This is a genomic window from Mycobacterium montefiorense (genome assembly GCF_025823255.1).
GTDB lineage: Bacteria > Actinomycetota > Actinomycetes > Mycobacteriales > Mycobacteriaceae > Mycobacterium > Mycobacterium montefiorense.
This window is the reverse complement of record NZ_JACKVL010000017.1, coordinates 603,399-629,425: the sequence shown is the minus strand read 5'-3', so window position 1 is coordinate 629,425 and position 26,027 is coordinate 603,399. Positions and strand designations below refer to the sequence as shown.

The following is a 26,027-nucleotide window of genomic DNA, read 5'->3' as shown; positions in this document are numbered from 1 at the left end:
TCCGGTTGTGTCACGGAGTAGGAACTTAGCCATGGCAGGACCGGTGGAAGGCCTCAAAGTCGTCGAGCTCGGAGTGTGGGTGGCCGGACCGGCCGCCAGCTGCATCCTGGCGGACTGGGGTGCCGACGTCGTCAAGATCGAGCCGCCGGCCGGCGATCCGGGCCGCATGTTCGGCCGGATGCTCGGTTGCGACCTCGGCGTGAACCCGCCGTTCGAATTGGATAACCGCTCCAAGCGCAGCATCGTCTTGGACCTCAGCACCGACGAGGGCCGCGAGGTCGCCTTCGAATTGCTGACCGATGCAGACGTTTTCGTGACCAACGTCCGACCCGGTGCATTGCAACGCCTCGGCCTGGACTTCGAGTCACTATCGGCCCGCTGCCCGCGACTGGTCTACGGCCTGATCACCGGCTACGGCCAGACCGGCCCCGATGCCGACCGGGCCGCCTACGACGTGGCCGCGTTCTGGTCGCGTGCCGGGGTGGCGCACTTGCTCACCCGGCCCGGCCAGACGCCGCCGTTCCAGCGCGGCGGCATGGGCGACCACTCAGCGGGCATGACCCTGGCCGCTGCCATCTGCGCGGCGCTGCTGGCCCGCGAGCGCACCGGCACCGGTCAGCTGGTGACGACGTCGCTGTACCGCCAGGGCGCCTACACCGTGGGCTTCGACCTGAACACCTATCTGCTGACCGGCCAGCCGATCGCGATCGGTCAGCGCGAAACCATGGGCAACCCGTGCATGAACAACTACGCCGCCGCTGACGGGCGGCGCTTCTGGATCGTGGGCCTCGAAGGCGACCGGCACTGGCCGCCGCTGTGCCGCGTCGTCGGGCACCCGGAATGGCTCGAGGACCCGCGATACAGCGACGCCGGCGCCCGCTTCGCCAACGGTGTGGAGCTGATCGCCGAGCTGGACCGCATCTTCGCGACCCGCTCGCTGGACGAATGGGCGCAGGCCTTCGCGGCCGAGCCGGACTTCTTCTGGTCGCCGATCAACTCGATCGAAGACGTCGTGGCCGACGAGCAGTTCCGTGCGGCGGGCGGCATCGTCGATGTGCCCGATGGACGGGCCAGCATCTCGATGGTTGCTACCCCGGCGGATTTCCACGGCACGCCGTGGGCGCCGCGCGGGCCGGCACCCGAACTGGGCCAGCACACCGACGAAATTCTGGCCGAACTGAGGGCCCGCCGCGACTCCTGACGCTCCGGAGAAACTTTACAAATTTCGTTAGAAGTGTCACGCTGTGCGATGAGCCGCGTCGCCCGTCGTGTGAGGCGGCGTCAGCCCTTGAGAAGCCCATGACAAGCGCTGCAGCCAGATGTCGTAGAGCCAGTGCACTCCGCGGCGTGGCGGTGAGGAACGGATTTGATGGTCACTCCGACGTTTGACGTCAGCGCGAGCCGGCGGGTTAGCACCCCACGGGCAATCCACGGTAACCGCGAGTGTCTGCGATATCGGCTGGATGTGGTGGCGGGCAGCGCCGCCGACGTCGTGCACTCGGCCGGGGGATGGCTTTACGACCGGGTGATGGCGGGCTGGGAGGTGACCGTGTTGTTGCCGGGCAGCTGCGACACCCGGCCGCTGCGCATCCTCGGGGTGGCGGTTGTGGACACCGAATCGGAATTCGTCCCCACCGCGATGGGCTCGACGAGTCACACGCTGGCCGTCAGCGCCGAGGCATTCAGCGCGGATGCCCGACTGCGTGACAAGGTGCTCGAATCCCTGGGCGACCGGATGACCGAAGTCGCGCTGTGGGGCGACGGATGGCCGTTGGGCGTGAACCGCGGGATGACCCGAGCCCAGCATGTACTGTCCGCGGCGGCGCGCAAGTTCAAGGGCTACGCCCTTGCGGCAGCCGGGATCCCGGCTGCCTTGGTCGAACCGACCGAGACGTTGCTGTGTGAGGCGAGCTATCCGCGCGTCGATTCAGAGCTGGTCCGGCTCGACTGATGAAGAAGTATTACGGCCACACCCTGCTCTATCTGCACGAGACGATCTCGCTGGGATCCGGGCTTGCCGCCCGATTCACCGAGGTTTTCGCCGACATCTACCAGCCGATGATGGACGAGCTCGGTGCCCGGCTGTTCGCGATGTGGGAGGCCACGCCCTACAACGGTCACTGGCCACAGGTGACGATCATCTGGGAGATCGACGGGTTCGCCGACTACGCCAAGCTCGGGGTGGCCCGGGCGGCCGGCGGCAGCCACGAGGCCGCGGCTGGCAAGTGGTCGGCATTTCTGGCCGAGATCGGCGCCTCGGGGGAAGGGCGAATCATGTATCCCGGGCCCAGCAATAAGACCCTCCGCCAGCTGCGCGAAGCCAATTTCGCTGCGACGCTGGTGATTCAGGAGATCATGCAGACCAAGCCCGGACGCCAAGACGACTACATCCGCGAGCTGGAACGGCTGTATGTCCCGTGGTCGGAGCGCACCGGCAAACGGTGGCTGGGTTCCTTCACCACCACCTTCCGTTACAACGAGGTCATCCACTACTGGGCGCTGGACGGCGGTTGGGATTGCTTCGCAAATCACTACCCCTCGTGGAAGGACAGCCCGCCCGCCGAGATCGTCACCTGGATGAGCGTGGCGCCGGCATTGCGCGACGGCTGGGAGGATTCGATTCTGCAGGCCCTACCGCCCTCTCCGCTGCAGTGACCGCCCCGACCGCTGACTTCGCGTACGACCCCTTCGACGCGGATGTCATGGCAAACCCGTTGCCGTACTACCGCACTCTGCGCGATGAGCATCCGGTCTACTACATGCCGCAGTGGGACACCTTCGCCCTGTCCCGATTCGACGACATCTGGCAGGTTCTCGAAGTCAACGACGGAACCTTCGTCGCGTCGGAAGGAACCCTGCCCGCAGCGGCGGTGCTGGCCAAGCACAACGCCGGACCGGTCGAGGATCCGCCGTTGCATCCCTTGCCATTTCACGCGGTATTCGACGCCGACCTGTACGGCGAGATCCGTCGCGCGCATTCGCAGCCGTTGCGGCCCAGATCGGTGGCCGGGCTAGAGGCCAGGATCCGCGAGTTGGCCAACGAGCGCCTCGATCTGCTGCTGCCGCAGGGGTCGTTCGACCTGACCCAGGACTACGGTGGCATCGTGGCGGCCTCGATGGTCTGCGACTTACTGGGCATATCAACCGAACTCGCACCGCAGGTGCGGGCGGCGGTCAATGCCGGCAGCCTCACCGCACCGGGTGAGGGCGTCGACACCGCGCAGTCTCGCCCCGACTACCTCGAATACCTGATACCCGTGGTGCAAAGGCGCCGGGTGGACCAATCCGGCGACCCGCTTCCGGTCGTCGACGGTCTGCTGGGGTACCGGCTGCCCGACGGCAGCGCCCTGTCCGACGCCGAAACCGCCACGCAGATGCTGTGCATCTTCATCGGCGGCACCGAGACCGTGCCCAAGATCGTCGCCCACGGCCTGTGGGAGCTCAGCCGGCGGCCCGACCAGCTCGCCGCGGTGCGTGCTGATCCCGCCGCCAATGTGCCGGTGGCCCGGGAGGAGATGCTGCGGTACTGCGCACCCGCGCAATGGTTCGCCCGAACGGCGCGGCGGCCGTTCGGAATTCATGGCCAGACCATCGAGCCGGGCCAGCGGGTGATCACGCTGCTCGCCTCGGCCAATCGCGACGAACGGGAGTACCCCGACCCCGACGAGTTCATCTGGAATCGGCCCATCACCCGCTCCCTGGTGTTCGGCCGCGGCCAGCACTTCTGCATCGGCTATCACCTGGCCAGGTTGGAAGTGGCTGTGCTGGTACAGGAATGGCTGTGCAGAGTGCCCGACTTCGAGATCAAGAGCCAGGCCGCCACCCGCCTGCCGTCCAGCTTCCAGTGGGGGTTCAACCAGATCTCGGTGGAGGTCTGACGTGTGGTCCTACCGGATCATCGCCCCGTATGAGTTCGAGCGCACGTCGATCGCTGATAAAACCCCGGACAGCCTGGCCGACGGTCAAGTGCTGCTGCGGTTCCTGGCCGCCGGGGTCTGCGGCAGCGACCTGCCGGGCTTTCGGGGTGCCAAGGGCAGACTGCCGGGCGACGACGGGAAAAGCGCCGCCGAGAAGGACGGCTTCCCGATCCACGAGGTGGCCGGCGAGGTGATCGCCAGCCGGCACCCCGAACACCGGCCGGGCGACCGAGTGGTGGGCTGGGCCTCCGGTTTCGACGGTTTGATGGAGCGGGTGATCAGCGACGGCAACGGCCTCGCGCCGTACGACCCGGCGCTGACCGCCGCGCAGGCGGTCGGACTGCAGCCGCTGGCGTGCGTCCTCTACGCCTGTGAGCAACTGCCCGACCTGGCCGGCCGGCACGTCGCGATCATCGGCCAAGGTTCGATCGGGCTGCTGTTCTGCTACGTCGCCAAGGCGGCGGGTGCGCGGCGCGTCACCGGCGTCGACCCCGTCGACCGACAGGTCCTCGCAACAACATTCGGCGTCGATGAGGTTGTCCGCGCAACCAGCGATCGGTGGGTAAGCCAACTGGCGCCCACCGACCGCGCCGACATCGTCATCGAGGCCGTCGGTCATCAGGTCGCCACCCTGGGACACGCCATCGAAGCCGCCGCGCCCGGTGCAACCGTCTTCTACTTCGGTGTCGCCGACGACGAGGCCTACCCAATTAATATGCGTCTCATGTTGCGCAACAACCTGACCCTGAAATCCGGTGTGACGCTTGACCGGCGACGGGTACTCGAGGTCGCCGGCAAGTTCGCCGCCGAACATCCCGAGTTGCTCGGCAGCTATCTGACGCACACCTTCGGCATCGACGACGTGCAGGGTGCATTCGACCTCGCGTGCCGGCCGGTTCCCGAACGCGTGAAGATCGCGATTGCGCAGTGAGCATCTTCGGTGCGGCGCTTGACAAAACGACCCCGATCTGGGGCGGCTGGATCACCGGCCCGACGCTGATCGGGCCGGAGGAATTCGCGCGCGCAGGCTACGACTACGTGGGCTTCGACGCCCAGCACGGCTACCTCGACGACGCCGACATCGCCGGCATACTGCGGCGCCTCGAGCAGGTGCCCATCGCGACCGCGGTGCGGCTACCCAATGCCGACCCCGCGCCGATCGGCCGGGTGCTCGACGCCGGCGCCGACGCGATCTTCATCGCCATGATCGAATCGGCCGACCAGGCCGCCGCGGCAGTGGCCGCTACCCGCTACGCGCCGGCGGGCATTCGCAGCTTCGGCCCGCTGCGCGCCAGCCTGGGGCTCGACCCCGCCGCCCACGAAGCGCGGGCAAGCGTTTTCGCGATGATCGAAACCGCGGCGTCGTTAACGAATCTCGCCGACATTTGCGCGGTCGACGGGCTGGCCGGAATCTATATCGGACCCGCCGATCTGGCGATCTCGATGGGCCACGCCGCCGTCGGGTCGACCAGACACCCGGAAGTGCTCGACGCGATCGTGGGAATCCATCGTGTCGCCACCGACGCCGGACTGGTCACCGGGATTCACGCCAGCGAGGGCAAGACGGGTCACGCGATGGCGCAGCTGGGTTTTCGGATGATCACGCTCGCCGCCGAATCGCAGGCATTGCGGCGCGGCGCGGTCGAGCACTTACGCGAGGCGACCGGGCAGTGACCGACGACCAAACGGCGATTCGCGAACTGATAGCCGGCTATGCGCTCGCCCTGGACGCGGGCGACATCGATGCCTGCGTGCAGCTGTTCACCACCGACGCGGAATTCCTGGTCTATGGACGGTCTTTCGCCGGACACGATCCGATTGCCAAGATGTTCCGTGATGCGCCCCGCGGGCTGCACCTCACCGGGCTGTCACGCATCGACGTCGGCGCGGATACCGCGACCGCACGCTCGCAGGTGCTGTTCGTCCGAGCCGGCGACCTGCACCTGCGGCCCGCGCTGTATGACGATGAACTGGTTCGCCGCGACCGGCAGTGGCGTTTCCAGCGGCGTCGCTGCCAGTTCATCACCAGCCACGGCCTGTCCGACAGCCCCGAGGTTCCGTCATCATGAGCCAACATGTCGCGCTCGTCACCGGTGCCGCGGGCGGCCAGGGTTGGGCCATCGCGAAAAGGCTTCGCGCGGCGGGGTATTCCGTGGCAGCCTGCGACCTGCGGGCCGACGACGTCGTCGCCGCGGTCGGTGAATTGGGTGACGACGGCGTGATTGCGGTCGAGCTCGACGTGACAAGCGAAGGGCAGTGGCAGGCCGCCGTCGAAAAGACGGTGCGACGATTCGGGTCGCTGAGCACCCTGGTAAACAACGCCGGGGTGTTGCACCGGGCCGACCTGTCCGACGAGACGGTCGATGATTTCGAAAACGCTTGGCGGGTAAACTGTCTGGGGGCATTCCTGGGTATGCGGGCCGCAGTCGGTCAGCTGCGGGAGGCCGAACACGCGGCTGTCGTGAACATTTGCAGCACGGGAGCGATCCGCCCGTTCCCTGCGCACTGCGCCTACGGATCGTCGAAGTGGGCGCTGCGGGGTCTGACCCAAACCGCGGCTGCCGAACTGGCCCCGTCCGGTATCCGGGTCAATGCCGTATTCCCCGGACCGATTGCGACCTCGATGCTCGATGCGGACACGCAGAGCCGGTTGGTGACGACAGCGACGTTCGGGCGACTGGGGCGGCCCACCGAAATCGCAGACGCGGTGGCCTTTCTGGTGTCGGACGCGGCGTCGTTCATCACCGGTTCGGAACTGGTTGTCGATGGTGGACAATGCCTGCAGATTCGATGAGCACGGCATGAGAACGGACCTGTCGGTCGGAATTATCGGCGCCGGCCCGGGCGGATTGGCGCTGGGAATCCTGCTGGCCCGCTCCGGGTTTCACGACTTCACCATCTTCGACCGCGAAGACGACGTCGGTGGCACCTGGCGGATCAACACCTATCCGGGTCTGGCCTGCGACGTGAAGTCGCATCTGTATTCGTTCTCGTTCGACTTGAATCCGGATTGGTCGCGGCTGTGGTCGCCGCAGGCCGAGATCCTCGCCTATTTCGAGCGCTGTACCGACAAATACCGGCTGCGGCCTCACCTGAAGCTACGCACCGAAATCCGCACGGCGCGTTGGCTGCAAGACACCAGGCAGTGGTGTCTGACCACCTGCAGCGGCCAGGAACACCGCTTCGATGTGGTGGTCTCCGCCGTCGGGTTGTTCACCAACCCACTGTTCCCGGAGCTCGTCGAGCAGGAGCCGTTCACCGGAACCGTGATGCACTCGTCGCGGTGGGATCATTCGGTCGACCTCGAGGGCGCGCGGGTGGCCGTGCTGGGTACCGGATCGACGGCGTCGCAGCTGATACCCGAACTGGCGAAGGTGGCCGGGCAGCTGTATTCGGTGCAGCGCTCGCCGACGTGGATTCTGCCGAAGCCGGACCGGCACTACACGCGACGGGAGCGCTGGGCCTTCGCGAATCTGCCGTTCGCCAAGAAGCTGTACCGGACCCGGCTGTGGTTGCGCAGCGAATCCAACATCTCGGTGATCGAGCATGGCAGCGAAAAGACGCAGGATTTCACCGGGATTGCCCTGGGCCTGCTCGAAACGACGGTCGCCGACCACCAATTGCGGCAGCGGCTGACTCCGGATCACCCGATGGGCTGCAAGCGACTGGTGTTCTCGTCGGACTACCTGCCGGCGCTGACCCGGCCCAACGTCGAGGTGGTGTCCAGTCCGGCCCGCTATCTCAAGGACCGATCCTTCGTCACCGAGGACGGCACCGAACGCGAGGTCGACGTCGTGGTGTGCGCAACCGGTTACGCCGCGGCCGACTACCTCGGACAGTTGGATGTTTCCGGAGAAGGCGGCACGACACTGCGCGAGGTGTGGAGCGAAGGGGCGCATGCGTATCTCGGCATGGCCGTTCCCGGGTTTCCGAACTTCTTCATGCTGTACGGACCGAATACGAACGTCGGCTCCAACAGCGTGATCTTCATGCTGGAGGCTCAGGCGCGCTACATCGTGCGGGCGCTGAAGTACATGCGGCGCAGGGGCAAGACGTATGTGGCGGTGCGCCCGTCGGCGCTGGCGCGATTCATCGCCAAGATCGACCAGTGGATGGTCGGAACCGTGTGGAACACGCAGTGCAGCAACTACTTTCGTGCCGCGAATGGGCGCGTCGTCACGCAGTGGCCGCGCAGCGCCCGTAACTTCTGGGAGATGACACGTAGGTTCAAAGCCGCCGACTTCTTCTTCTCCAGCCGCCCACCGAAGCCCGTGTCCGCCCCAGACGGCGAGGCCGCCATCGCGCCGCAGGGGTCGAATCGATGACGGAATTGGACGGTGCGGCGCGCCTCGATCCCGTGCTGCGCGCGGTGGCGACCACCCGGACGGCCTTCTCCCCGGCAGCGATCGAGCTGATGCGCGGGCCGTTCGATCAGCGCCGCCGGGACGCCGCACTGCTCACCGAGCTGCCGGGTGTACAAATCACCAGCGAGAACGTCGGTGTGGTTCCCGTCCGCATTTATCGCGGTGGGCCGTCGCCGGCACCGGTGGTCGTCTACTGCCACGCGGGCGGATTCGCGCTGGGCAATCTCGACACCGATCACCGGCAGTGCGCCGAGCTCGCCCGCCGCGGCCGCTGCACGGTGGTGTCGGTCGACTACCGGCTGGCCCCCGAGCACCCGTACCCGGCCGCACTCGACGACGCGATCGCGGTGCTCAACTGGGTGGCCGGCAGTGCGGCGGAACTCGACGTCGACCCCGCGCGGCTGGCCGTAGCGGGCAGCAGCGCCGGCGGCACCTTGGCCGCATCCCTGGCGCAGCGCGCCGTCGACGGGTCGCTACCGCCCGTCGTGTTCCAGCTGCTGCACCAGCCGGTACTCGACGATCGCGCTACCGCGTCGAAATCGGAGTTTCGCACCAGCCCGGCATTCGACGGTGAGGCAGCCGAACTGATGTGGGGCTACTACCTGGGCGAAGGATCGCCGGATGCCGTGCCGGCGCGGCGCGCCGAATTGCGGGGTCTGCCATCAGCTTTGATCACCTGCGCAGAAATCGATCCGTTCCGCGACGAAGCGATCGACTACGCGCTGCGGCTACTGCGCGCCGGAGTCTGTACCGAGCTGCACGTGTTTGCGCGCACCTGCCACGGCTTCGATTCGCTGCTACCCGATTGGTCGGACTCGCAGCGGCTGTTCGCGCTGCAAGGCAATGCCCTGACGAACGCCTTCTACGGCAACTAGCGCGGCGTCCGGCGCGAAACATGCTGGAATACAGCCATGGCTATCCTCCCGCCGACACCAGCGCAGCTCACCAGCAGCGACTTCCCGGTGCTGTGGCCGGTGGGCACCCGGTGGGCCGACAACGACATGTTCGGCCATCTCAACAACGCGGTCTACTACCAGCTGTTCGACACCGCGATCAACGCCTTCATCACCATCGGCACCGGGCTTGACCCGGTCACCATGTCGGCGCTGGGCGTCGTCGCCGAATCGGGCTGCCGCTATTTCTCCGAGCTGCAATTCCCACAAAGCCTCGAGGTGGGCCTGGCCGTGACACGGCTGGGCCGCAGCAGCGTCACCTACCGGCTCGGCGTGTTCGAGTCCAAACAGGGCTCGCAAGAAGGCCAGCCGCCGCGACCGGTCACCGCGCTCGGACATTGGGTGCACGTCTACGTCGACCGGGCCAGCCGCAAATCTGTTCCGATTCCCGACCCCATCCGCACCCTGCTGTCGACGGCCTGCGTCGAGGACGAATCGGCTTAGCGCCCGAGATACCGCCCTGCGCCGGGACTTTCGCTTGCCCGGCTATGCTTCGCCCATGCCCGTTTTGAGCAAAACCGTCGAGGTCGACGCCAACGCCGACGCGATCATGGCCATCGTCGCCGACTTCGAGCGGTACCCGGACTGGAGCGAGGGGGCAAAGGGCTGCTGGGTGCTTGCCCGCTACGACGACGGCCGGCCCAGCCAGATTCGCCTGGACGCCGCCTACCAAGGCTTCGAGGGAACCTTCATTCAGGCCATCTACTACCCGGGACCGAACCAGATTCAGACCGTCCTGCAGCAGGGCGAGCTGTTCAAGAAACAGGAACAGCTGTTCAGTGTCGTGGAAATGGGCGCCGCGAGCTTGCTCACCGTGGACATCGACGTCGAACCGTCGATGCCGGTGCCCGCGCCGATGGTGAAGATGATGCTGAACAACGTGCTCGACCACCTGGCCGACAACCTCAAGAAGCGCGCCGAACAGCTGGCCGCCAGCTGATTGCGTATTGCGGCAGGCGAGATTGACGTTAGCGTGCTGACCCCTCGTGTTTCTTCGCGCCAACGTCAATCTCGATAAGCATCGCCGGGCTAACCGAAAATCCCGGCCCCGTTCAGCATTTCGGTGAGCCGCCGTGCGGCGTCGGTGAATTGCCAGACCGTGTGCTCGATCACCGCGGGTGTGTCGCGGCGGCGCAGCGCGGCGATCAACTGCCGATGATTCTCGACCGCGGCAACACCCCACTGCGGGTCGCCGGCGTACACCAGCACCGGCATATACCGGGCGGCGTTGAGCAGGAACCAGGCCAGTTTGATTCGCCCGCTGGCCTGGTTGAAGACGCGATGGAACGAGAACTCGATGCCCGCGATGGTTTCGGGATCGCTGGAGCCCACGGCCGCGACAAGCGAATTGTTGATGCGCTCGAGCTCGTCGATTTCGGTCTCGGTGATGTGATCGGTGGCCGCCTCGGCCAGTTCCCGGGCGATAGTCGCCTGCAGCCAGAAAATGTCGTCGATGTCCTGGCGGCTCAGCGGGAGCACCACGTGGCCGCGGTGCGGCTCCAGTTGCACCATGCCCTCACCGCGAAGCTTCAGCAACGCTTCGCGCACCGGTGTGACACTGACCCCGAGTTCTGCCGCGGTCTCGTCGAGGCGTATGAAGGTGCCCGGGCGCAACGCGCCGGACATGATCGCGGCCCTCAGGTGCCCGGCGACCTCGTCCGACAGCTGCGCCCGGCGCAGCTGTCGCCGCCTGCCGTGGGGTCGCATAGATAGAGGTACGTTCACGTGGGTTGCCAAGGCTTTCGGGGCGGTTTTCCCTGATTTTTCAGGGCGTTTTCAGGGCGTAACAGGGCTTGTCATCAGGGCGGTAAGGCCATAGTGTGACCCACACAACACTATGTTTTATCAAATATCAACCTGTCGCAAGCGGTGCGCGAGTGAAGGGAAGGCATTAGTTGACCGCGCAACTTGCTAGCCACGAGGCACAAGCATCGCAGCCGTCACACCCGCACGAGCAGCCGTATCTGGCCCGGCGCCAGAACTGGGTCAACCAGCTCGAGCGGCACGCGCTGATGCAGCCGCAAGCTGTCGCGCTGCGCTTCACCGGGAAGACTCTGACCTGGGCTGACCTGCAGCGACGGGTCGGCGCGCTGGCCGCAGCGCTGCACCGCCGCGGGGTCGGCTCCGGCGACCGGGTGATGATTTTGATGCTCAACCGCCCCGAGTTCGTCGAGGCGATGCTGGCCGCCAACTTGCTCGGGGCTATCGCGGTTCCGCTGAACTTCCGGCTCACCCCGTCCGAAATCGCTCTCCTGGTCGAAGACTGCGAAGCGCGGGTCATGGTCACCGAAGCCGTGCTGGCCCCGGTGGCCACCGGGGTCCGCGACATCCAGCCGCTGCTGGGCACGGTGATCGTGGCCGGCGGGGCAGGCGACGACAGCGTGCTGGGTTACGAAGACCTGGTCGACGAGCCCGGCGGCGCGGCCGAGTCGGCGGATGTCCCCAACGATTCGCCGGCGCTGATCATGTACACCTCGGGCACCACCGGGCGTCCCAAAGGCGCGGTGCTCACCCACACCAACTTGACCGGGCAGACGATGACCGGGCTCTACACCAACGGCGCCGATATCAACAACGACGTCGGCTTCGTGGGTGTCCCGTCGTTCCACATCGCCGGGGTGGGCAACCTGCTGGGCGGGCTGCTGCTGGGCTTGCCGACGGTGATCTATCCGCTCGGTGCGTTCGACCCGGGCCAGCTGCTCGACGTGCTGGCGGCCGAGAAGGTCACCGGCATCTTCTTGGTACCTGCCCAATGGCAGGCGGTCTGCGCCGAACAGCAAGCCCACCCCCGTGACCTGAAGCTGCGGATCATGTCGTGGGGCGCGGCGCCCGCCCCAGATGCGCTGCTGCGGGAGATGTCGGCGACATTCCCCAGGTACCCAGATTCTGGCCGCGTTCGGCCAGACCGAGATGTCTCCGGTCACCTGCATGTTGCTGGGCGAGGACGCGATCCGTAAGCGCGGATCGGTCGGCAAGGTGATCCCGACGGTCGCCGCCCGCGTGGTCGACGAAAACATGAACGACGTGCCGATCGGTGAGGTCGGTGAAATCGTCTATCGGGCACCCACATTGATGAGCGGTTACTGGAACAACCCGGAAGCCACCGCGGAGGCGTTTGCGGGCGGCCGGTTCCATTCCGGCGACCTCGTCCGGATGGACGAGGAGGGCTACATCTGGGTGGTGGACCGCAAGAAGGACATGATCATCTCCGGCGGCGAGAACATCTACTGCGCCGAGGTGGAGAACGTTCTCGCCGGTCATCCCGGCATCGTCGAGGTCGCGGTCATTGGCCGCACCCACGAAAAGTGGGGCGAGGTGCCGATCGCGATCGTGGCCATCACCGAGGACGGACCGCGCCTGGATGACCTGGACGGGTTCTTGACCGAGCGGCTCGCACGCTACAAGCACCCCAAGGCGCTCGAGATCGTCGATGCGCTGCCCCGGAATCCGGCCGGTAAGGTCCTCAAGACTGAGTTGCGGGTTCGCTACGGAAACGCGGACCCGGCTCAAAAGCAGGCTACTTCAAGGGATTTCACGGCAGGAGAGAAAAGCTGATCGATACTGTAACGTTTGCCCACCGTTGACGAAGGGTTAATTGTGCAGATGCAGTTCACACCTGCTTGGCCATCGGGTACATTCCTGTGGTCTCCGTTACTACTTGCCAGTAGGGAGTCGGTGGTCACACATGTGGATCCGGGGCAAGGTGGGGCATTCCCCAGCCGCCCGGCGGCGAAGGAGCTAGGCGTGCGACACGATTCGTGGCGCCGCGAGACGAGCGGTACCGGCGTAAGGGGGCAGTGGTGACGACGTCGTCGGGTCCGCACTTGGCCGGCTACCTGCGCGACCAGCTGGAGCCACCGCTGACGCTGATCGGCGGCTTCTTCCGGATGTGTGTTCTGACCGGCAGGGCGTTGCTACGTCGGCCATTCCAGTGGCGCGAGTTCATCTTGCAGTGCTGGTTCATCATGCGGGTCGCGTTCCTGCCGACAGTCTTTGTCTCGATCCCGCTCACCGTGCTGCTGATCTTCACCCTCAACGTGCTGCTGGCCCAGTTCGGTGCCGCCGACCTGTCCGGCGCCGGCGCCGCGATCGGTGCGGTCACCCAGCTCGGCCCGCTGACTACGGTACTGGTGGTGGCCGGCGCCGGATCGACCGCGATCTGCGCCGACCTGGGCGCGCGCACCATCCGCGAGGAAATCGACGCGATGGAAGTGCTTGGCATCGACCCGATCCACCGGCTGGTGGTGCCCCGGGTGCTCGCCGCGACCCTGGTCGCCACGCTGCTGAACGGCCTGGTCATCACCGTCGGCCTGGTGGGTGGTTACCTGTTCGGGGTGTACCTGCAGAATGTCTCGGGCGGCGCCTACCTGGCGACCCTGACCACGATCACCGGGCTGCCCGAGGTCGTCATCGCGACCATCAAGGCCGCGATCTTCGGCCTGATCGCCGGCCTCGTCGGCTGCTTCCGCGGGCTGACGGTGCGCGGCGGCTCCAAGGGCCTGGGCACTGCCGTCAACGAAACCGTGGTGCTCTGCGTCGTCGCGCTGTATGCGGTGAACGTCGTGCTGACCACGATCGGCGTGCGATTCGGGACGGGGCACTGACATGACCAACGTCGCCGTATTGCGCTCCCGCTTCCCGCGGGCAGCCGAAAACCTGAATCGCTATGGCGGTGCCGCCGGCCGCGGCCTCGACGACATCGGCCGGATGGCCTGGTTCGGCGCGGTGGCGCTCGGGCATGTCCCGCATGCGCTGCGCAACTACCGCAAGGAGACCCTGCGGCTTATCGCCCAAATCGGCATGGGCACCGGCGCCATGGCCGTTATTGGCGGCACCGTCGCCATCGTCGGCTTCGTCACGCTGTCCGGTAGCTCCCTGGTAGCTATCCAGGGTTTCGCGTCCCTGGGAAATATCGGCGTTGAGGCTTTCACCGGCTTCTTCGCCGCACTGATCAACGTCCGCATCGCCGCCCCCGTCGTCACCGGCATTGCGATGGCCGCCACCGTCGGCGCCGGCGCCACCGCCGAGCTCGGCGCCATGCGGATCAGCGAAGAGATCGACGCCCTGGAAGTGATGGGCATCAAGTCGATCTCGTTCCTGGCGACCACCCGGATCATGGCCGGGCTGGTGGTGATCATCCCGATCTATTCGATGGCGATCATCATGACTTTCCTGTCCCCGCAGATCACCACGACGGTGATCTACGGACAGTCCAACGGCACCTACGACCACTACTTCCGGACGTTCCTGCGACCCGATGACGTGTTCTGGTCATTCGTGGAGGCCATCCTGATCACGGGAGTCGTGATGATCACCCACTGCTTCTACGGCTACAACGCCGGCGGCGGACCCGTCGGCGTCGGCGAGGCCGTCGGTCGCTCGATGCGCTTCTCACTGGTTTCGGTGCAGGTTGTCGTGTTGTCCGCCGCGTTGGCGCTTTACGGCGTCAACCCGAACTTCGCCCTAACGGTGTAATGCCCATGACCCGACCTGGAAAAATCAACGCATCGCGGACTCCGCCCTACAAGTTGGCGGGCATCGGCTTGATGGTCGTTGGTGCGCTCGTTTTCGTGATGGTTTACGGGCAGTTCCGTGGCGACTTCACCCCTAAAACCAAGTTGACGATGCTGGCCGCGCGGGCCGGGCTGGTGATGGACCCGGGCTCGAAGGTCACCTACAACGGAGTCGAGATCGGCCGGGTGGACACCATCTCCGAGATCGTCCGCGACGGTAAGCCCGCGGCCAAGTTCACCCTGGACGTCTACCCCAGGTACCTGTCGCTGATCCCATCCAACGTGAACGCCGACATCAAGGCCACCACGGTGTTCGGTGGCAAGTATGTGTCGCTGACGACGCCGCAGAACCCGTCGTCGCAAAAGCTCAGCGCGTCGTCGGTGATCGACGCGAGGTCGGTGACGACGGAGATCAACACGTTGTTCCAGACCATCACCTCGATCTCGGAGAAGGTGGATCCGGTCAAGCTGAACCTGACGCTCAGCGCGGCCGCGCAATCGCTGGCCGGCTTGGGCGACAAGTTCGGGCAGTCGATCGTCAACGCCAACGCCGTCCTCGACGACGTCAACCCGCAGATGCCGCAGATCCGCCACGACATTCAACAGCTGGCCGGTCTTGGTGACACCTACGCCAACGCCTCGCCGGACCTGTTCGACTTCCTCAACAACGCGGTCGTCACCTCCCGCACGATCAACCAGCAGCAAAAGGACTTGGACCAAGCGCTGTTGTCGGCGGCCGGGTTCGGCAACACCGGTGCGGAGATCTTCGAGAAGGGCGGGCCGTATCTGGCACGCGGCGCCCAGGACCTGGTGCCGACGGCACAGCTGCTGGACACTTACAGCCCGGAGATCTTCTGCACGCTGCGTAACTACCACGACATCGAACCCAAGGCCGCCTCGTTCCTCGCCGGCAATGGGTACTCGCTGAACGCCCACACCGAGGCGCTCTCCGGCCTTGGCCTGTTGGCCAACCCCGTCTCGGCGGTAGCCACGATCGCCAGCTTGGTCGGCGGCCTCGCCGGGGTAGTCGGTGGAGCGCCGAACCCCTACATCTATCCCGAGAACCTGCCGCGAGTGAACGCCCGCGGTGGCCCGGGCGGTGCGCCGGGTTGCTGGCAGCACATCACCCATGACCTTTGGCCCGCACCCGAGTTGGTGATGGACTCCGGCAACAGCATCGCGCCGTACAACCACCTCGACACCGGTTCGCCCTACGTAATCGAGTATGTGTGGGGCCGTCAGGTAGGGGATAACACGATCAACCCATGAAAATCACCGGAACCATCATTCGACTCGGCATCTTCTCGCTGGTGCTGCTGCTTTTCACCGTGATGATCGTCGTGGTGTTCGGCCAGATGCGATTTGACCGCACCTACGCGTATTCGGCGGAATTCAGCAACATCAGCGGGCTGCGGCAGGGCCAATTCGTCCGCGCCTCGGGCGTGGAGATCGGCAAGGTCGACTCGGTGCAGCTGATCGACAGCGGCAAGCGCGTGCGGGTGAAGTTCAACGTCGACCGCTCGGTTCCGCTGTATCAGTCGACGACGGCCCAGATCCGCTACCTCGACCTGATCGGCAACCGGTACCTCGAGCTCAAGCGGGGCGAGGGCGAAGGCGCCGACAAGATGCTCTCGCCGGGTGGATTCATCCCGCTGTCGCGGACCTCGCCGGCACTCGACCTCGATGCGCTGATCGGTGGTTTCAAGCCGCTGTTCCGGGCGCTGGACCCGGAGAAGGTCAACACGATCGCGACCGCGCTCGTCACGGTGTTCCAGGGTCAGGGCGGCACCATCAACGACATCCTCGACCAGACCGCGCAACTCACCAGCCATATCGGCGAGCGTGACCAGGCGATCGGCGAGGTGATCAAGAACCTGAACATCGTCTTGGACACGACGGTCAAGCATCGCCAGCAATTCGATCAGACCATCAACAACCTGGAGGTGCTGATCACCGGGCTCAAGGACCACGGCGACCAACTGGCCGGTGGGACCGCACACATTAGTAATGCCGCGGGCACCGTGGCCGACCTGCTGAGCGAGGACCGCGCCCTGCTGCACAAGAGCATCAACTACCTGGATGGGATTCAGCAGCCGCTGATCGACCAGCAGGACCAACTGCAGGACTACCTCAAGAAGGTGCCGACCGCGCTGAACATGATTGGGCGCGCCATCGGCTCCTATGGAGACTTCGTGAACTTCTACGCCTGCGACATCACGTTGAAGATCAACGGCCTGCAGGGTGGTGGCCCGGTCCGCACGGTCCGGCTCTTCCAGCAGCCGACGGGTAGGTGCACGCCGCAATGAGAACGCTGGAACCTCCGAACCGGCTTCGGATCGGCCTGATGGGCATCGTGGTCACGGTGCTCGTGATCGGCGTCGGGCAGAGCTTCACCAGTGTCCCGATCCTGTTCGCCAAACCGGCCTACTACGGACAATTCTCCGACTCCGGTGGGATCAGTGTGGGCGACAAGGTGCGCATCGCGGGCATGGATGTCGGCAAGGTCGAGGGCCTCACGATCGACGGCGACCACATCCAGATGAAATTCTCGATCGGCACCAACACGATCGGCACCGAGAGCCGGCTGGCGATCCGCACCGACACGATCCTCGGTAAGAAGGTCATGGAGATCGAGGCGCGAGGCCCCAAACAGCTGCGGCCCGGGGCCACGTTGCCGATCGGTCAGAGCACCACGCCCTATCAGATCTACGACGCCTTCTTCGACGTCACCAAGGCCGCCTCCGGCTGGGACATCGACACCGTCAAAAAGTCGTTGCATGTGCTCTCGGAGACCATCGACCAGACCTACCCGCACCTGAGCGCCGCACTCGAAGGCGTTTCCAAGTTCTCCGACACCGTCGGCAAGCGTGACGCGGAGGTCAAACACCTGCTTGCCCAGGCCAACCAGGTGGCCAGCGTCCTCGGCGATCGCAGTGAGCAGGTCGACCGCCTGCTGGTGAACGCCAAGACGCTGCTGGCGGCATTCAACGAACGCGGCCAGGCCATCAACGCGTTGCTGAGCAACATCGCCGCTTTCTCGGAGCAGGTGAAGGGTCTGATCAACGACAACCCGAACCTGAACCACGTGCTGGAGCAGTTGCGCACGATCAGCCAGATCCTGGTTGAGCGCAAAGACGACGTGGCAGCGGGGCTGACCGAGGTCGGCCATTTCCTGCCGTCATTGAACGAGGCCATCGCGTCGGGACCCTTCATCAAGGTGGTCCTGCACAACCTGGCGCTCTACCAGATCATCCAGCCTTGGGTGGACGCCGCTTTCAAGAAGCGCGGCATCGACCCCGAAAACTTCTGGCGCAGTGCCGGTCTGCCGGAATACCGCTGGCCCGACCCCAACGGCACCCGGTTCCCCAACGGTGCGCCGCCGCCGGCACCGCCGGCGCTGGAAGGCACCCCGGAGCATCCCGGACCGGCTATCCCGCCTGGATCGCCGTGCTCGTACACGCCGGCGAACCCGGGCGGCAACGTCACCGTCGGCGACGAGGGTCTGCCACGGCCGTGGAACCCGCTGCCCTGTGCGGGTGCCGGTATCGGTCCGTTCGGCGGCCCCGGGTTCCCGGCGCCGGTGGACGTCGCGACGTCACCGCCGAACCCGGACGGTCTGCCGCCCACTCCCGGCATTCCGATTGCCGGGCGCCCGGGCGATCCGCCTCCGAATGTTCCGGGCACACCGGTGCCGCTGCCGACGCAAGCACCGCCCGGCGCGCGTACCGAGAACCTGGCGCCGGCCGGGCCGACGCCGCCGCAGTCGACGTTCGCGCCGGGCTTCCCGCCGGGTCCGGCGGCCCCGCCCGGGCCGGGGAACCAGTTGCCGGCGCCGTTCATCAATCCGGGCGGATCGGGTGGTAGTGGTGTCACGGGAGGTAGCCAGAATTGAGCACCATCTTTGACATCCGCAACGTGCGGCTACCGAAGTTCACCCGGACGACGGTGATCATCGGGTCGCTGGTGATAGTGGTGGCCCTTGTGGTCGGCTACGTCGGTTACCGGTTGTTCGAGAAGTTGACGAACAACACCGTGGTCGCCTACTTCCCGGCGGCGAACGCCCTCTACAGGGGTGACAAGGTCCAGATCATGGGTCTGCGGGTCGGCGCGATCGACGAGATCGAGCCGGTCGGCGACAAGATGAAGGTGACGTTCCACTACGAGAACAAATACAAGGTTCCCGCCAACGCCTCCGCGGTGATCCTGAACCCCACCCTGGTGGCGTCGCGCGCGATCCAGCTGGAGCCGCCCTACAAGGGTGGGCCGGTGCTGAACGACAACGCCGTGATCCCCGAAGAGCGCACCCAGGTGCCGGTGGAATGGGACGAACTGCGTAACAGCATCACCAACATCATCTCGAAGCTGGGCCCCACCAAGGAGCAGCCGACAGGGCCGTTCGGTGAGGTCATCTCGTCCTTCGCCGACGGACTGGCCGGCAAGAGCAAGCAGATCAACACCGCGCTCAACAGCCTGTCGTCGGCGCTGAACGCGTTGAACGAGGGCCGCGGCGACTTCTTCGCGGTGGTGCGCAGCCTGGCGCTGTTCGTCAACGCGCTACACCAGGACGACGCGCAGTTTGTCGCGCTGAACCAGAACCTGGCAGATGTCACCGGGCGGCTGGCGAGCTCAGATGGCGATCTGTCCAATGCCATCCAGCAGTTCGACAGCCTGCTGACCACCGTGCGCCCGTGGCTGAACAAGAACCGCGAGGTGCTGTCCACCGATGTCAACAACCTGGCCACCGCGACGAACACGCTGCTGCAGCCGGATCCGCTGAACGGACTGGAGACCGCCCTGCACGTCCTGCCGACGGCCGCGGCGAACATCAACCAGATCTATCACCCGTCGCACGGTTCCGTGGTCGCCATCCCGGCGATCACCAACTTCGCGAACCCGATGCAGTTCATCTGCAGCTCGATCCAGGCCGGCAGTCGGCTCGGCTACCAGGAATCCGCCGAATTGTGCGCGCAATATCTGGCGCCGGTCCTGGACGCGATCAAGTTCAACTACCTACCGTTCGGGTTGAACGCATTCAGCACCGCCGAGACGTTGCCCAAGGAAGTCGCCTATTCGGAAGATCGGCTGCATCCGCCGAACGGCTACAAGGACACGACCGTCCCAGGCATCTGGGTGCCGGATACGCCGACGTCGCACCGCAACACCCAGCAGGGCTGGATCGTGGCCCCGGGTATGCAGGGCCAGCAGGTCGGTCCGATCACCGCGGGCCTGATGACTCCCGACTCGCTTGCTGAACTGATGGGCGGCCCCAACATCGAACCGGTCCAGTCTCAATACCAGACCCCGCCGGGGCCGCCGAACGCCTACGACGAAAACCCGATCCTGCCGCCGATCGGGTTGCGGGCTCCGACGCCGATCGGTCCGCCGCCACCGGGACCGGGAGTGCTCCCGGGACCCGTGGCTCCGACGCCCGCGCCGGTCGGTGCACCGGCACCCAATGCCGGTGGTCCGCCAGCGCCAGTTGACGCAGGGCTGGGCCAGTGACCGCGGTGCGCGCAGCGAGCGCGCTGATTCGTCACCGGGCCTGGCAGGGCCTGGTGCTGCTGGTCATCGCGACGGCGCTGAGTTCCTGCGGGTGGCGAGGCATCTCCAACGTGGCGATCCCGGGCGGCCCGGGCAGCGGGTCGGGGGCCTACACCGTCTATGTGCAGGTGCCGGACACTCTGGCGATCAACGGCAACAGCAAGGTGATGGTCGCCGATGTGTTCGTCGGCTCGATCAAGGCCATCAACCTAAAGAACTGGGTGGCCACGCTGACTCTGGGTATCAAGGGCGGCGTCAAGCTACCGAAGAACGCCATCGCGAGGATCGGCCAGACGTCGTTGCTGGGTTCTCAGCACGTGCAGCTGTCGGCTCCGCCGAACCCGTCGCCGGAGCTACTCAGGGACGGCGACACCATTCCGCTGAAGAATTCGTCCTCGTATCCGACCACCGAGCAGACGCTGGCCAGCCTGTCGTTGATCTTGCGTGGTGGCGGCATCCCGAACCTGGAGGTGCTGCAGAACGAGGTCTACAACATCTTCAACGGGCGCGGGGAACAGATCCGGTCCTTCCTGGGCAAGCTGGATACCTTCACCACCCAGCTCAACCAGCAGCGTGATGACATCACCCACGCGATCGACTCGACCAATCGGCTGCTGGTCTACGTTGGTGGCCGCTCGGATGTGCTCGATCGAGTGCTGACTGACATTCCGCCGCTGATCAAGCATTTCGCCGACACCAAGAACTTGCTGATCAACGCCGTCGATGCGGTGGGCCGGCTCAGCGGATCCGCCGACCAGTACCTGTCGGAGGCCCGCGCGCCGCTGCACACCGATCTGCAGGCGCTGCAATGCCCGCTGAAGGAAATCGGCCGTTCGTCGCCGTATCTGATCGGCGCGCTGAAGCTGATCCTGACGCAGCCGTTCGACATCGACACCGTCCCGAAGATGTTCCGCGGTGACTACGTGAACATCTCGCTGACGCTTGACGTGACCTACAGCTCTGTCGACAACGCGTTCCTCACCGGAACCGGATTGTCGGGCGCGCTGCGAGCACTCGAGCAGTCCTTCGGTCGCGACCCGGAGACGATGATCCCCGACGTCCGCTACACGCCGAACCCGAATGACGCGCCCGGCGGCCCGCTGGTGGAAAGAGGGGACAGAAGTTGCTGACTCCATTCATTAGGCGCCAGCTGTGGTTATTCCTGGTCCTGACGGTTGTTTCGCTGCTGGTGCTGGGCATCTACTACCTGCAGGTGCCAAGCCTGATGGGGATAGGCCGCTATTCACTCAAGGCCCAATTGCCGGCGTCGGGTGGTCTGTACCCGACGGCCAACGTGACCTATCGAGGCATCACGATCGGCAAGGTCACCGACGTCGAGCCGACTGAGCACGGCGCCGAGGCGACGATGAGCATCGACAGCCAGTACAAGATCCCGGTCGACGCGATCGCGAACGTCCACTCGGTGTCGGCGGTCGGTGAGCAGTATCTGGACCTGGTCTCGACCGGGAACCCCGGAAAGTATCTCGCCGACGGGCAAACCATCTCCAAGGGCACGGTGCCCGCCGAGATCGGGCCGGCGCTCGACACCGCTAACCGCGGGCTTGAGGCGTTGCCCAGGGACAAGATCGGCAAACTGCTCGACGAGACGGCGGAGTCCGTCGGTGGCCTGGGACCGGCACTGCAGCGGCTGGTCGACTCCACGCAGGCGATCGTCGGCGATTTCCGAACGAACATCACCAACGTCAACGACATCATCCAGAACTCCGGTGGAGTGCTGGACAGCCAAGTGAAGTCGGGTGACGCGATCGAGCGTTGGGCGCGCAACCTGAACACGCTGGCCTCGCAGGCCGCGGCGCGCGACAGCAACGTGAAAAGCGTTCTCTCCCAAGCGGCGCCGACCGCCGACCAGGTCAACGAGGTCTTCAGCGACGTGCGGGAGTCGCTGCCGCAGACGCTGGCGAATCTCGAGGTGGTATTCGACTTGCTCAAGCGTTACCACACCGGGCTGGAGCAGGTGCTGGTGTTCCTGCCGCAGGGCGCCTCGACCGCTCAGACGGTGGCCGCGCCGTTCCCGAACCAGGCCGCACTCGACCTGGCGCTGTCGATCAACCAGCCGCCGCCATGCCTGACCGGCTTCATTCCGGCCCCGGACTGGCGGTCGCCGGCCGACACCAGCATCCAGCCGTTGCCGTCGGGTACCTACTGCAAGATTCCGATGGATACGCCGGCCAACAGCGTGCGTGGATCGCGCAACATCCCGTGTACGGATATCCCCGGCAAGCGAGCGGCGACGCCGCGCGAGTGCCGCGACCCCAACCCGTACGTCCCGGCCGGGACGAACCCCTGGTTCGGCGACCCGAACCAGATCCTGACCTGCCCCGCGCCGGGAGCGCGATGCGATCAGTCGGTGCGGCCGGGCATGGTGATCCCGGCGCCGTCGATCAACAACGGCATGAACCCGGCGCCCTCGGACCGAGTCGCGGGGACGCCCCCGGCCACCAGTGACCCCTTGACCCGACCCGGGTCCGGTACCGTGCAGTGCAACGGACAGCAGCCCAACCCGTGTGTCTACACCCCCACCGGACCTCCCTCGGCGGTATACAGTCCGCAGAGCGGTGAACTGGTAGGGTCCGACGGCGTCAAATACTCCGTCGAAAACTCGACCAAAACAGGAGACGACGGATGGAAGGAGATGCTGGCGCCAGCCAGCTGAACCCACCACCGATGTCGATGATTAGTCGTCTGCGTCGGAGGCGGCCGAAGATTCGTCAGGAATCGGACGACGTCACCGACGAGAGCAACACCGAGGTGAAGACCGAGGACTCGCCTGAGGCCGAGGCCGACCAAACCGATACCGAGGTGACGGTCGAGGATTCGCCTGAACCGCAAACCGAAGACACCGAAGCCGCCGAACCATCGGAGGCCGAAGCCGTGCCGGCGGCCGACGAAGCCGAACAGCCGGAGACCGAGCAGTCAGATGTCGACGCCGCGACGGGGGATCCGGCCGAGGCGGACGCCGATGCCACCGGCCCGGTGCGCGCTGCGTCGGGTCTGGGCCGCGCGTGGCTGGCCGGCATTGCCGCTGCGCTCGTCGTGCTGGCCGGTGGCATCGGCACCGGAGGCTACTTGGCGCTGCGGTACCACCACGACAGCCAGACCATCGCCCGTAACAACGACGCGGCGCTCAAGGCAGCGATCGACTGCGTTTCGGCGACGCAAGCGCCCGACACCAACGCGATGATCGCCAGCGAGCGAAAGATCATCGAGTGCGGCACCGACGCTTTCCGCGAACAGGCGATGGTGTACACCGGCATGCTTGTGCAGGCCTATCAGTCGGCGAACGTCCACGTTCAGGTCGCGGATGTGCGGGCAGCGGTGGAGCGCAACAACAAAGATGGCTCGATCGATGTGCTGGTGGCGATGCGCGTCAAGGTGGCCACTGATCAGTCGCAGAACGAAACCGGCTATCGGCTGCGGGTGAAGATGGCGATCGACGAAGGCCAATACCGAATAGCCAGGCTCGACCAGGTGACGAAGTGACGGTGGTGGTCGAGGAAACTCAGACCACGGTCGCCCAAGTGTCATCGGAGAATGCCTTGGCGCCCTGGCATATTCGCGCCTGCGCGTTCGCCGTCGACGTCCTGCCCACCACGGCCGTGGCAACGACCATGGTGTTGGTGTCGTTCAGCGTGCCGGCCCGCGGCCTGTGGTGGTGGCTCTGCGTCAGTGTTCTTGGCATCGCGATCCTGGCGATGTTGGTCAACCGGCTGCTGCTGCCGATCATCCTCGGCTGGAGCCTGGGACGCGCCTTATGCGGTATCGCGGTGACCCGTTCCGATGATGCGGCCATCGGCGCGTGGGGCTTGCTGCTGCGGGACGTGGCTCACCTGCTCGACACCGTCTCGGTGGTGGGATGGCTTTGGCCGCTGTGGGATTCGCAGCGCCGCACCTTCGCCGACATGCTGCTGCGCACCGAAGTGCGATCGCGGGTGCCCGAGCTGCCACGCGCCGATATCCGGCGATGGACGGGCATCGCGGTGCTCACCGCGGCCGGGCTGTGTCTGGCCGGTGTGGTCGTCAGTTACGCGGTCGTCTACTCCCGCGATCGGGCGACCGATGAAACGCGCGCACAGATCGCGATCCAGGGACCGAAGATCGTCGCGCAGATGCTGACCTACGACCCTATGACGCTGCACGACGATTTCGCGCGTGCCCAGTCGCTTGCGACCGATAACTATCGGGGCCAGCTCAAGGCCCAGCAGGACGTTGTCCAAAAGGGAAACCCGGTCATCAACGAGTACTGGGTGACCGACAGCTCGATCGAATCGGCATCGCCGGATCGGGCGACGATGCTGCTGTTCATGCAGGGGCGCCGAGGCGCAGCCCCCGAGGAGCGATACATCACCGCTACCGTGCGCGTGCAGTTCGCGAAGGACGGCGACGGCCACTGGCGCGTTGACAACCTCACCGTGCTGACGAAGCCGAAACCGCCGGGGAACGGAAAATGAGTCCCCGCCGCAAGTTTGAGCCCGGACAGGGAGCGCTGCTCGTCGCGACCGACTCGGTGACCGAGCGCCGGCCGTGGGGGCTGCCGCTGGTGACTTCGATCGCCGGGCTGCTGATGGCGATGGCGATCACGCTGACCACCCTGATGCTGATCTCGCATGAAACCCGTGAGCACGTCGCGTCCAAGGACCGCGAGGTGCTCAACTACGTGACGGGATTCATGACGGAGTTCACCTCACTCGACCCGTATCACGCCAACGACTACGTCCTGCGGGTATTGGCCCAAGCGACAGGCGATTTCGCCAAGCAGTATCACGAAAAGGCCAACGAGATCCTGCTGCAGGTCGCCCGGGCGGAGCCTGCGAAAGGCACCATCCTGGGTGCGGCCGTGGAGCGGTGGAATGACGACGGCAGCGCCACCGTGATGGTCGCGACCGAGGTCACGTCCAAGTCGCCGGATCAAAAGCAGGTGTTCGCGAACACCAATCGTTGGACGGCAACTGCTACGCGGGAAGGGAATCAGTGGAAGATAAGCAGCCTGCTGCAGGTGATCTGACCGCCGAGTCGGCCTCCGACGAGACCGCCGAGCGCGACGAAAATGCCTCCGCGGCAACCGAAGCCGACACGGACACCGCCGAAGCGACCGACGGCGCGGATGAGCCCGACGGTGACGATGAAGCGGACGCCGACGAGACCGGCGAGTCCGCGGCGGAGACCAAAAAAGGTCGCCGTCGGCGCACCCGGCTGGCCGGAAAGTGGATGGCCGTCGCCGCGGTGTTGGCCGCCTTGCTGTTCGTGGGCTCCGCGGCATTCGCGGGCGCGACCATGCAGCCCTATCTGACCGACCGTGCCGCGGCGGCAACCAAGCTCAATGCGGCCCGGACCGCGGCCAACGCGATTACAACGCTGTGGACCTATACGCCGGAGAACATGGACAGCCTCGCCGATCGCGCGTCGGCCTATCTCAGCGGCGACTTCGAGGCGCAGTACCGCAAGTTCGTCGACGCCATCGTGGCGCCCAACAAGCAAGCCAAAATCAGCAATCGGACCCAAGTCATCGGCGCGGCAGTCGAATCGCTGGACGGCGCGAACGCGGTCGTGATCGTGTACACCAACACCACCTCGACCAGCCCGCTGACCAAGAACATCCCGGCGCTGAAGTACCTGTCCTATCGACTGTTCATGAAGCGTGCGAACGGGCGTTGGCTGGTGACCAGGATGACGACGGTGACCTCGCTGGATCTCACGCCGCATACCTAAACCGGCCGAACC

At 65.7% G+C, this 26,027-nt stretch carries 25 protein-coding genes and 1 pseudogene; 25 read left to right on the top strand and 1 reads right to left on the bottom strand.

The window, feature by feature from the left end; all coding sequences use genetic code 11:
* Positions 1-31: 31 nt before the first annotated feature.
* The 12 genes from H7K34_RS22895 to H7K34_RS22840 all read left to right on the top strand — a co-directional run bounded on the left by H7K34_RS22895 (position 32) and on the right by H7K34_RS22840 (position 10,174).
* Complete coding sequence (locus H7K34_RS22895) at positions 32-1,201, top strand: CaiB/BaiF CoA transferase family protein (protein ID WP_264064279.1); 1,170 nt, start codon at positions 32-34, stop codon at positions 1,199-1,201.
* Between the two features lie 168 nt (positions 1,202-1,369).
* Entirely contained in the window at positions 1,370-1,951 is a 582-nt protein-coding gene (locus tag H7K34_RS22890; RefSeq protein WP_264064278.1) for a hypothetical protein, read from the top strand.
* Positions 1,951-2,655 (top strand): NIPSNAP family protein, encoded by a 705-nt coding sequence (locus H7K34_RS22885; protein ID WP_264064277.1) that lies wholly within the window; start codon positions 1,951-1,953, stop codon positions 2,653-2,655. The genes H7K34_RS22890 and H7K34_RS22885 overlap by 1 nt, the downstream gene beginning before the upstream one ends.
* A 47-nt stretch (positions 2,656-2,702) precedes the next feature.
* Positions 2,703-3,878: a cytochrome P450 gene (locus H7K34_RS22880; protein WP_264064846.1), complete on the top strand. Its 1,176-nt coding sequence runs from the start codon at positions 2,703-2,705 to the stop codon at positions 3,876-3,878.
* A gap of 1 nt (position 3,879) precedes the next feature.
* Positions 3,880-4,848, top strand: coding sequence for a zinc-binding dehydrogenase (locus H7K34_RS22875; RefSeq protein ID WP_264064276.1), 969 nt, complete (start codon positions 3,880-3,882; stop codon positions 4,846-4,848).
* Positions 4,845-5,591: an HpcH/HpaI aldolase family protein gene (locus tag H7K34_RS22870; RefSeq protein WP_264064275.1), complete on the top strand. Its 747-nt coding sequence runs from the start codon at positions 4,845-4,847 to the stop codon at positions 5,589-5,591. The genes H7K34_RS22875 and H7K34_RS22870 overlap by 4 nt, the downstream gene beginning before the upstream one ends.
* Positions 5,588-5,986, top strand: a complete 399-nt coding sequence (locus H7K34_RS22865) for a nuclear transport factor 2 family protein (protein WP_264064274.1) — start codon at positions 5,588-5,590, stop codon at positions 5,984-5,986. The genes H7K34_RS22870 and H7K34_RS22865 overlap by 4 nt, the downstream gene beginning before the upstream one ends.
* A complete protein-coding gene (locus tag H7K34_RS22860) occupies positions 5,983-6,711 on the top strand; it encodes an SDR family NAD(P)-dependent oxidoreductase (protein ID WP_264064273.1) in 729 nt (242 codons plus the stop codon). The genes H7K34_RS22865 and H7K34_RS22860 overlap by 4 nt, the downstream gene beginning before the upstream one ends.
* 7 nt (positions 6,712-6,718) lie before the next feature.
* Positions 6,719-8,242 (top strand): flavin-containing monooxygenase, encoded by a 1,524-nt coding sequence (locus tag H7K34_RS22855; RefSeq protein ID WP_264064272.1) that lies wholly within the window; start codon positions 6,719-6,721, stop codon positions 8,240-8,242.
* Entirely contained in the window at positions 8,239-9,156 is a 918-nt protein-coding gene (locus H7K34_RS22850; protein ID WP_264064271.1) for an alpha/beta hydrolase, read from the top strand. The genes H7K34_RS22855 and H7K34_RS22850 overlap by 4 nt, the downstream gene beginning before the upstream one ends.
* A 36-nt stretch (positions 9,157-9,192) precedes the next feature.
* Positions 9,193-9,678: an acyl-CoA thioesterase gene (locus H7K34_RS22845; protein ID WP_264064270.1), complete on the top strand. Its 486-nt coding sequence runs from the start codon at positions 9,193-9,195 to the stop codon at positions 9,676-9,678.
* A 55-nt stretch (positions 9,679-9,733) separates the two neighbouring features.
* Positions 9,734-10,174 carry an SRPBCC family protein gene (locus H7K34_RS22840; RefSeq protein WP_108922060.1) on the top strand — a complete coding sequence of 147 codons (441 nt, stop codon included), beginning with the start codon at positions 9,734-9,736 and terminating at the stop codon, positions 10,172-10,174.
* A gap of 89 nt (positions 10,175-10,263) precedes the next feature.
* On the opposite strand, the gene H7K34_RS22835 is transcribed toward H7K34_RS22840, so the two are convergent.
* Positions 10,264-10,959, bottom strand: coding sequence for a GntR family transcriptional regulator (locus tag H7K34_RS22835; protein ID WP_264064269.1), 696 nt, complete (start codon positions 10,957-10,959; stop codon positions 10,264-10,266).
* Positions 10,960-11,129: 170 nt separating this feature from the next.
* On the opposite strand from H7K34_RS22835, the pseudogene fadD5 reads away from it, so the two are divergent.
* From fadD5 to H7K34_RS22770, 13 genes and pseudogenes are all read left to right on the top strand, one after another.
* Positions 11,130-12,789, top strand: a pseudogene (gene fadD5, locus H7K34_RS22830) (fatty-acid--CoA ligase FadD5).
* Between the two features lie 332 nt (positions 12,790-13,121).
* Positions 13,122-13,838, top strand: a complete 717-nt coding sequence (locus H7K34_RS22825; RefSeq protein WP_372510868.1) for an MlaE family ABC transporter permease — start codon at positions 13,122-13,124, stop codon at positions 13,836-13,838.
* Position 13,839: 1 nt separating this feature from the next.
* On the top strand, positions 13,840-14,709 hold the full coding sequence (locus H7K34_RS22820) for an MlaE family ABC transporter permease (protein ID WP_108922062.1): 870 nt from the start codon (positions 13,840-13,842) through the stop codon (positions 14,707-14,709).
* Positions 14,710-14,714: 5 nt separating this feature from the next.
* Positions 14,715-16,016, top strand: a complete 1,302-nt coding sequence (locus tag H7K34_RS22815; RefSeq protein ID WP_264064267.1) for an MCE family protein — start codon at positions 14,715-14,717, stop codon at positions 16,014-16,016.
* Positions 16,013-17,053 carry a virulence factor Mce family protein gene (locus H7K34_RS22810; protein ID WP_264064266.1) on the top strand — a complete coding sequence of 347 codons (1,041 nt, stop codon included), beginning with the start codon at positions 16,013-16,015 and terminating at the stop codon, positions 17,051-17,053. The genes H7K34_RS22815 and H7K34_RS22810 overlap by 4 nt, the downstream gene beginning before the upstream one ends.
* Positions 17,050-18,639 carry a virulence factor Mce family protein gene (locus H7K34_RS22805; protein WP_264064265.1) on the top strand — a complete coding sequence of 530 codons (1,590 nt, stop codon included), beginning with the start codon at positions 17,050-17,052 and terminating at the stop codon, positions 18,637-18,639. Before H7K34_RS22810 ends, H7K34_RS22805 begins: the two co-directional genes overlap by 4 nt.
* The gene (locus tag H7K34_RS22800) at positions 18,636-20,249 is read left to right on the top strand and encodes a virulence factor Mce family protein (RefSeq protein WP_264064264.1); all 1,614 of its coding nucleotides are present in this window, start codon (positions 18,636-18,638) and stop codon (positions 20,247-20,249) included. The genes H7K34_RS22805 and H7K34_RS22800 overlap by 4 nt, the downstream gene beginning before the upstream one ends.
* Positions 20,246-21,418 carry a virulence factor Mce family protein gene (locus tag H7K34_RS22795; protein WP_264064263.1) on the top strand — a complete coding sequence of 391 codons (1,173 nt, stop codon included), beginning with the start codon at positions 20,246-20,248 and terminating at the stop codon, positions 21,416-21,418. The genes H7K34_RS22800 and H7K34_RS22795 overlap by 4 nt, the downstream gene beginning before the upstream one ends.
* Positions 21,412-22,962 carry an MCE family protein gene (locus H7K34_RS22790; protein ID WP_264064261.1) on the top strand — a complete coding sequence of 517 codons (1,551 nt, stop codon included), beginning with the start codon at positions 21,412-21,414 and terminating at the stop codon, positions 22,960-22,962. Before H7K34_RS22795 ends, H7K34_RS22790 begins: the two co-directional genes overlap by 7 nt.
* The gene (locus H7K34_RS22785; RefSeq protein ID WP_264064260.1) at positions 22,932-23,789 is read left to right on the top strand and encodes an Mce protein; all 858 of its coding nucleotides are present in this window, start codon (positions 22,932-22,934) and stop codon (positions 23,787-23,789) included. Before H7K34_RS22790 ends, H7K34_RS22785 begins: the two co-directional genes overlap by 31 nt.
* A complete protein-coding gene (locus H7K34_RS22780; RefSeq protein ID WP_264064259.1) occupies positions 23,786-24,757 on the top strand; it encodes an RDD family protein in 972 nt (323 codons plus the stop codon). The genes H7K34_RS22785 and H7K34_RS22780 overlap by 4 nt, the downstream gene beginning before the upstream one ends.
* On the top strand, positions 24,754-25,311 hold the full coding sequence (locus tag H7K34_RS22775) for a mammalian cell entry protein (RefSeq protein ID WP_264064258.1): 558 nt from the start codon (positions 24,754-24,756) through the stop codon (positions 25,309-25,311). Before H7K34_RS22780 ends, H7K34_RS22775 begins: the two co-directional genes overlap by 4 nt.
* Positions 25,278-26,015, top strand: coding sequence for a mammalian cell entry protein (locus H7K34_RS22770; RefSeq protein ID WP_264064257.1), 738 nt, complete (start codon positions 25,278-25,280; stop codon positions 26,013-26,015). The genes H7K34_RS22775 and H7K34_RS22770 overlap by 34 nt, the downstream gene beginning before the upstream one ends.
* Positions 26,016-26,027 lie beyond the last annotated feature (12 nt).

Bases quoted from the DNA above. Each gene is read 5' to 3' on its own strand.
- H7K34_RS22895 (WP_264064279.1), top strand. From the start codon at position 32: ATGGCAGGACCGGTGGAAGGCCTCAAAGTCGTCGAGCTCGGAGTGTGG.
- H7K34_RS22890 (WP_264064278.1), top strand. From the start codon at position 1,370: ATGGTCACTCCGACGTTTGACGTCAGCGCGAGCCGGCGGGTTAGCACC.
- H7K34_RS22885 (WP_264064277.1), top strand. From the start codon at position 1,951: ATGAAGAAGTATTACGGCCACACCCTGCTCTATCTGCACGAGACGATC.
- H7K34_RS22880 (WP_264064846.1), top strand. From the start codon at position 2,703: ATGGCAAACCCGTTGCCGTACTACCGCACTCTGCGCGATGAGCATCCG.
- H7K34_RS22860 (WP_264064273.1), top strand. From the start codon at position 5,983: ATGAGCCAACATGTCGCGCTCGTCACCGGTGCCGCGGGCGGCCAGGGT.
- H7K34_RS22855 (WP_264064272.1), top strand. From the start codon at position 6,719: ATGAGAACGGACCTGTCGGTCGGAATTATCGGCGCCGGCCCGGGCGGA.
- H7K34_RS22850 (WP_264064271.1), top strand. From the start codon at position 8,239: ATGACGGAATTGGACGGTGCGGCGCGCCTCGATCCCGTGCTGCGCGCG.
- H7K34_RS22845 (WP_264064270.1), top strand. From the start codon at position 9,193: ATGGCTATCCTCCCGCCGACACCAGCGCAGCTCACCAGCAGCGACTTC.
- H7K34_RS22840 (WP_108922060.1), top strand. From the start codon at position 9,734: ATGCCCGTTTTGAGCAAAACCGTCGAGGTCGACGCCAACGCCGACGCG.
- H7K34_RS22825 (WP_372510868.1), top strand. From the start codon at position 13,122: ATGTGTGTTCTGACCGGCAGGGCGTTGCTACGTCGGCCATTCCAGTGG.
- H7K34_RS22820 (WP_108922062.1), top strand. From the start codon at position 13,840: ATGACCAACGTCGCCGTATTGCGCTCCCGCTTCCCGCGGGCAGCCGAA.
- H7K34_RS22815 (WP_264064267.1), top strand. From the start codon at position 14,715: ATGACCCGACCTGGAAAAATCAACGCATCGCGGACTCCGCCCTACAAG.
- H7K34_RS22810 (WP_264064266.1), top strand. From the start codon at position 16,013: ATGAAAATCACCGGAACCATCATTCGACTCGGCATCTTCTCGCTGGTG.
- H7K34_RS22805 (WP_264064265.1), top strand. From the start codon at position 17,050: ATGAGAACGCTGGAACCTCCGAACCGGCTTCGGATCGGCCTGATGGGC.
- H7K34_RS22785 (WP_264064260.1), top strand. From the start codon at position 22,932: ATGGAAGGAGATGCTGGCGCCAGCCAGCTGAACCCACCACCGATGTCG.
- H7K34_RS22775 (WP_264064258.1), top strand. From the start codon at position 24,754: ATGAGTCCCCGCCGCAAGTTTGAGCCCGGACAGGGAGCGCTGCTCGTC.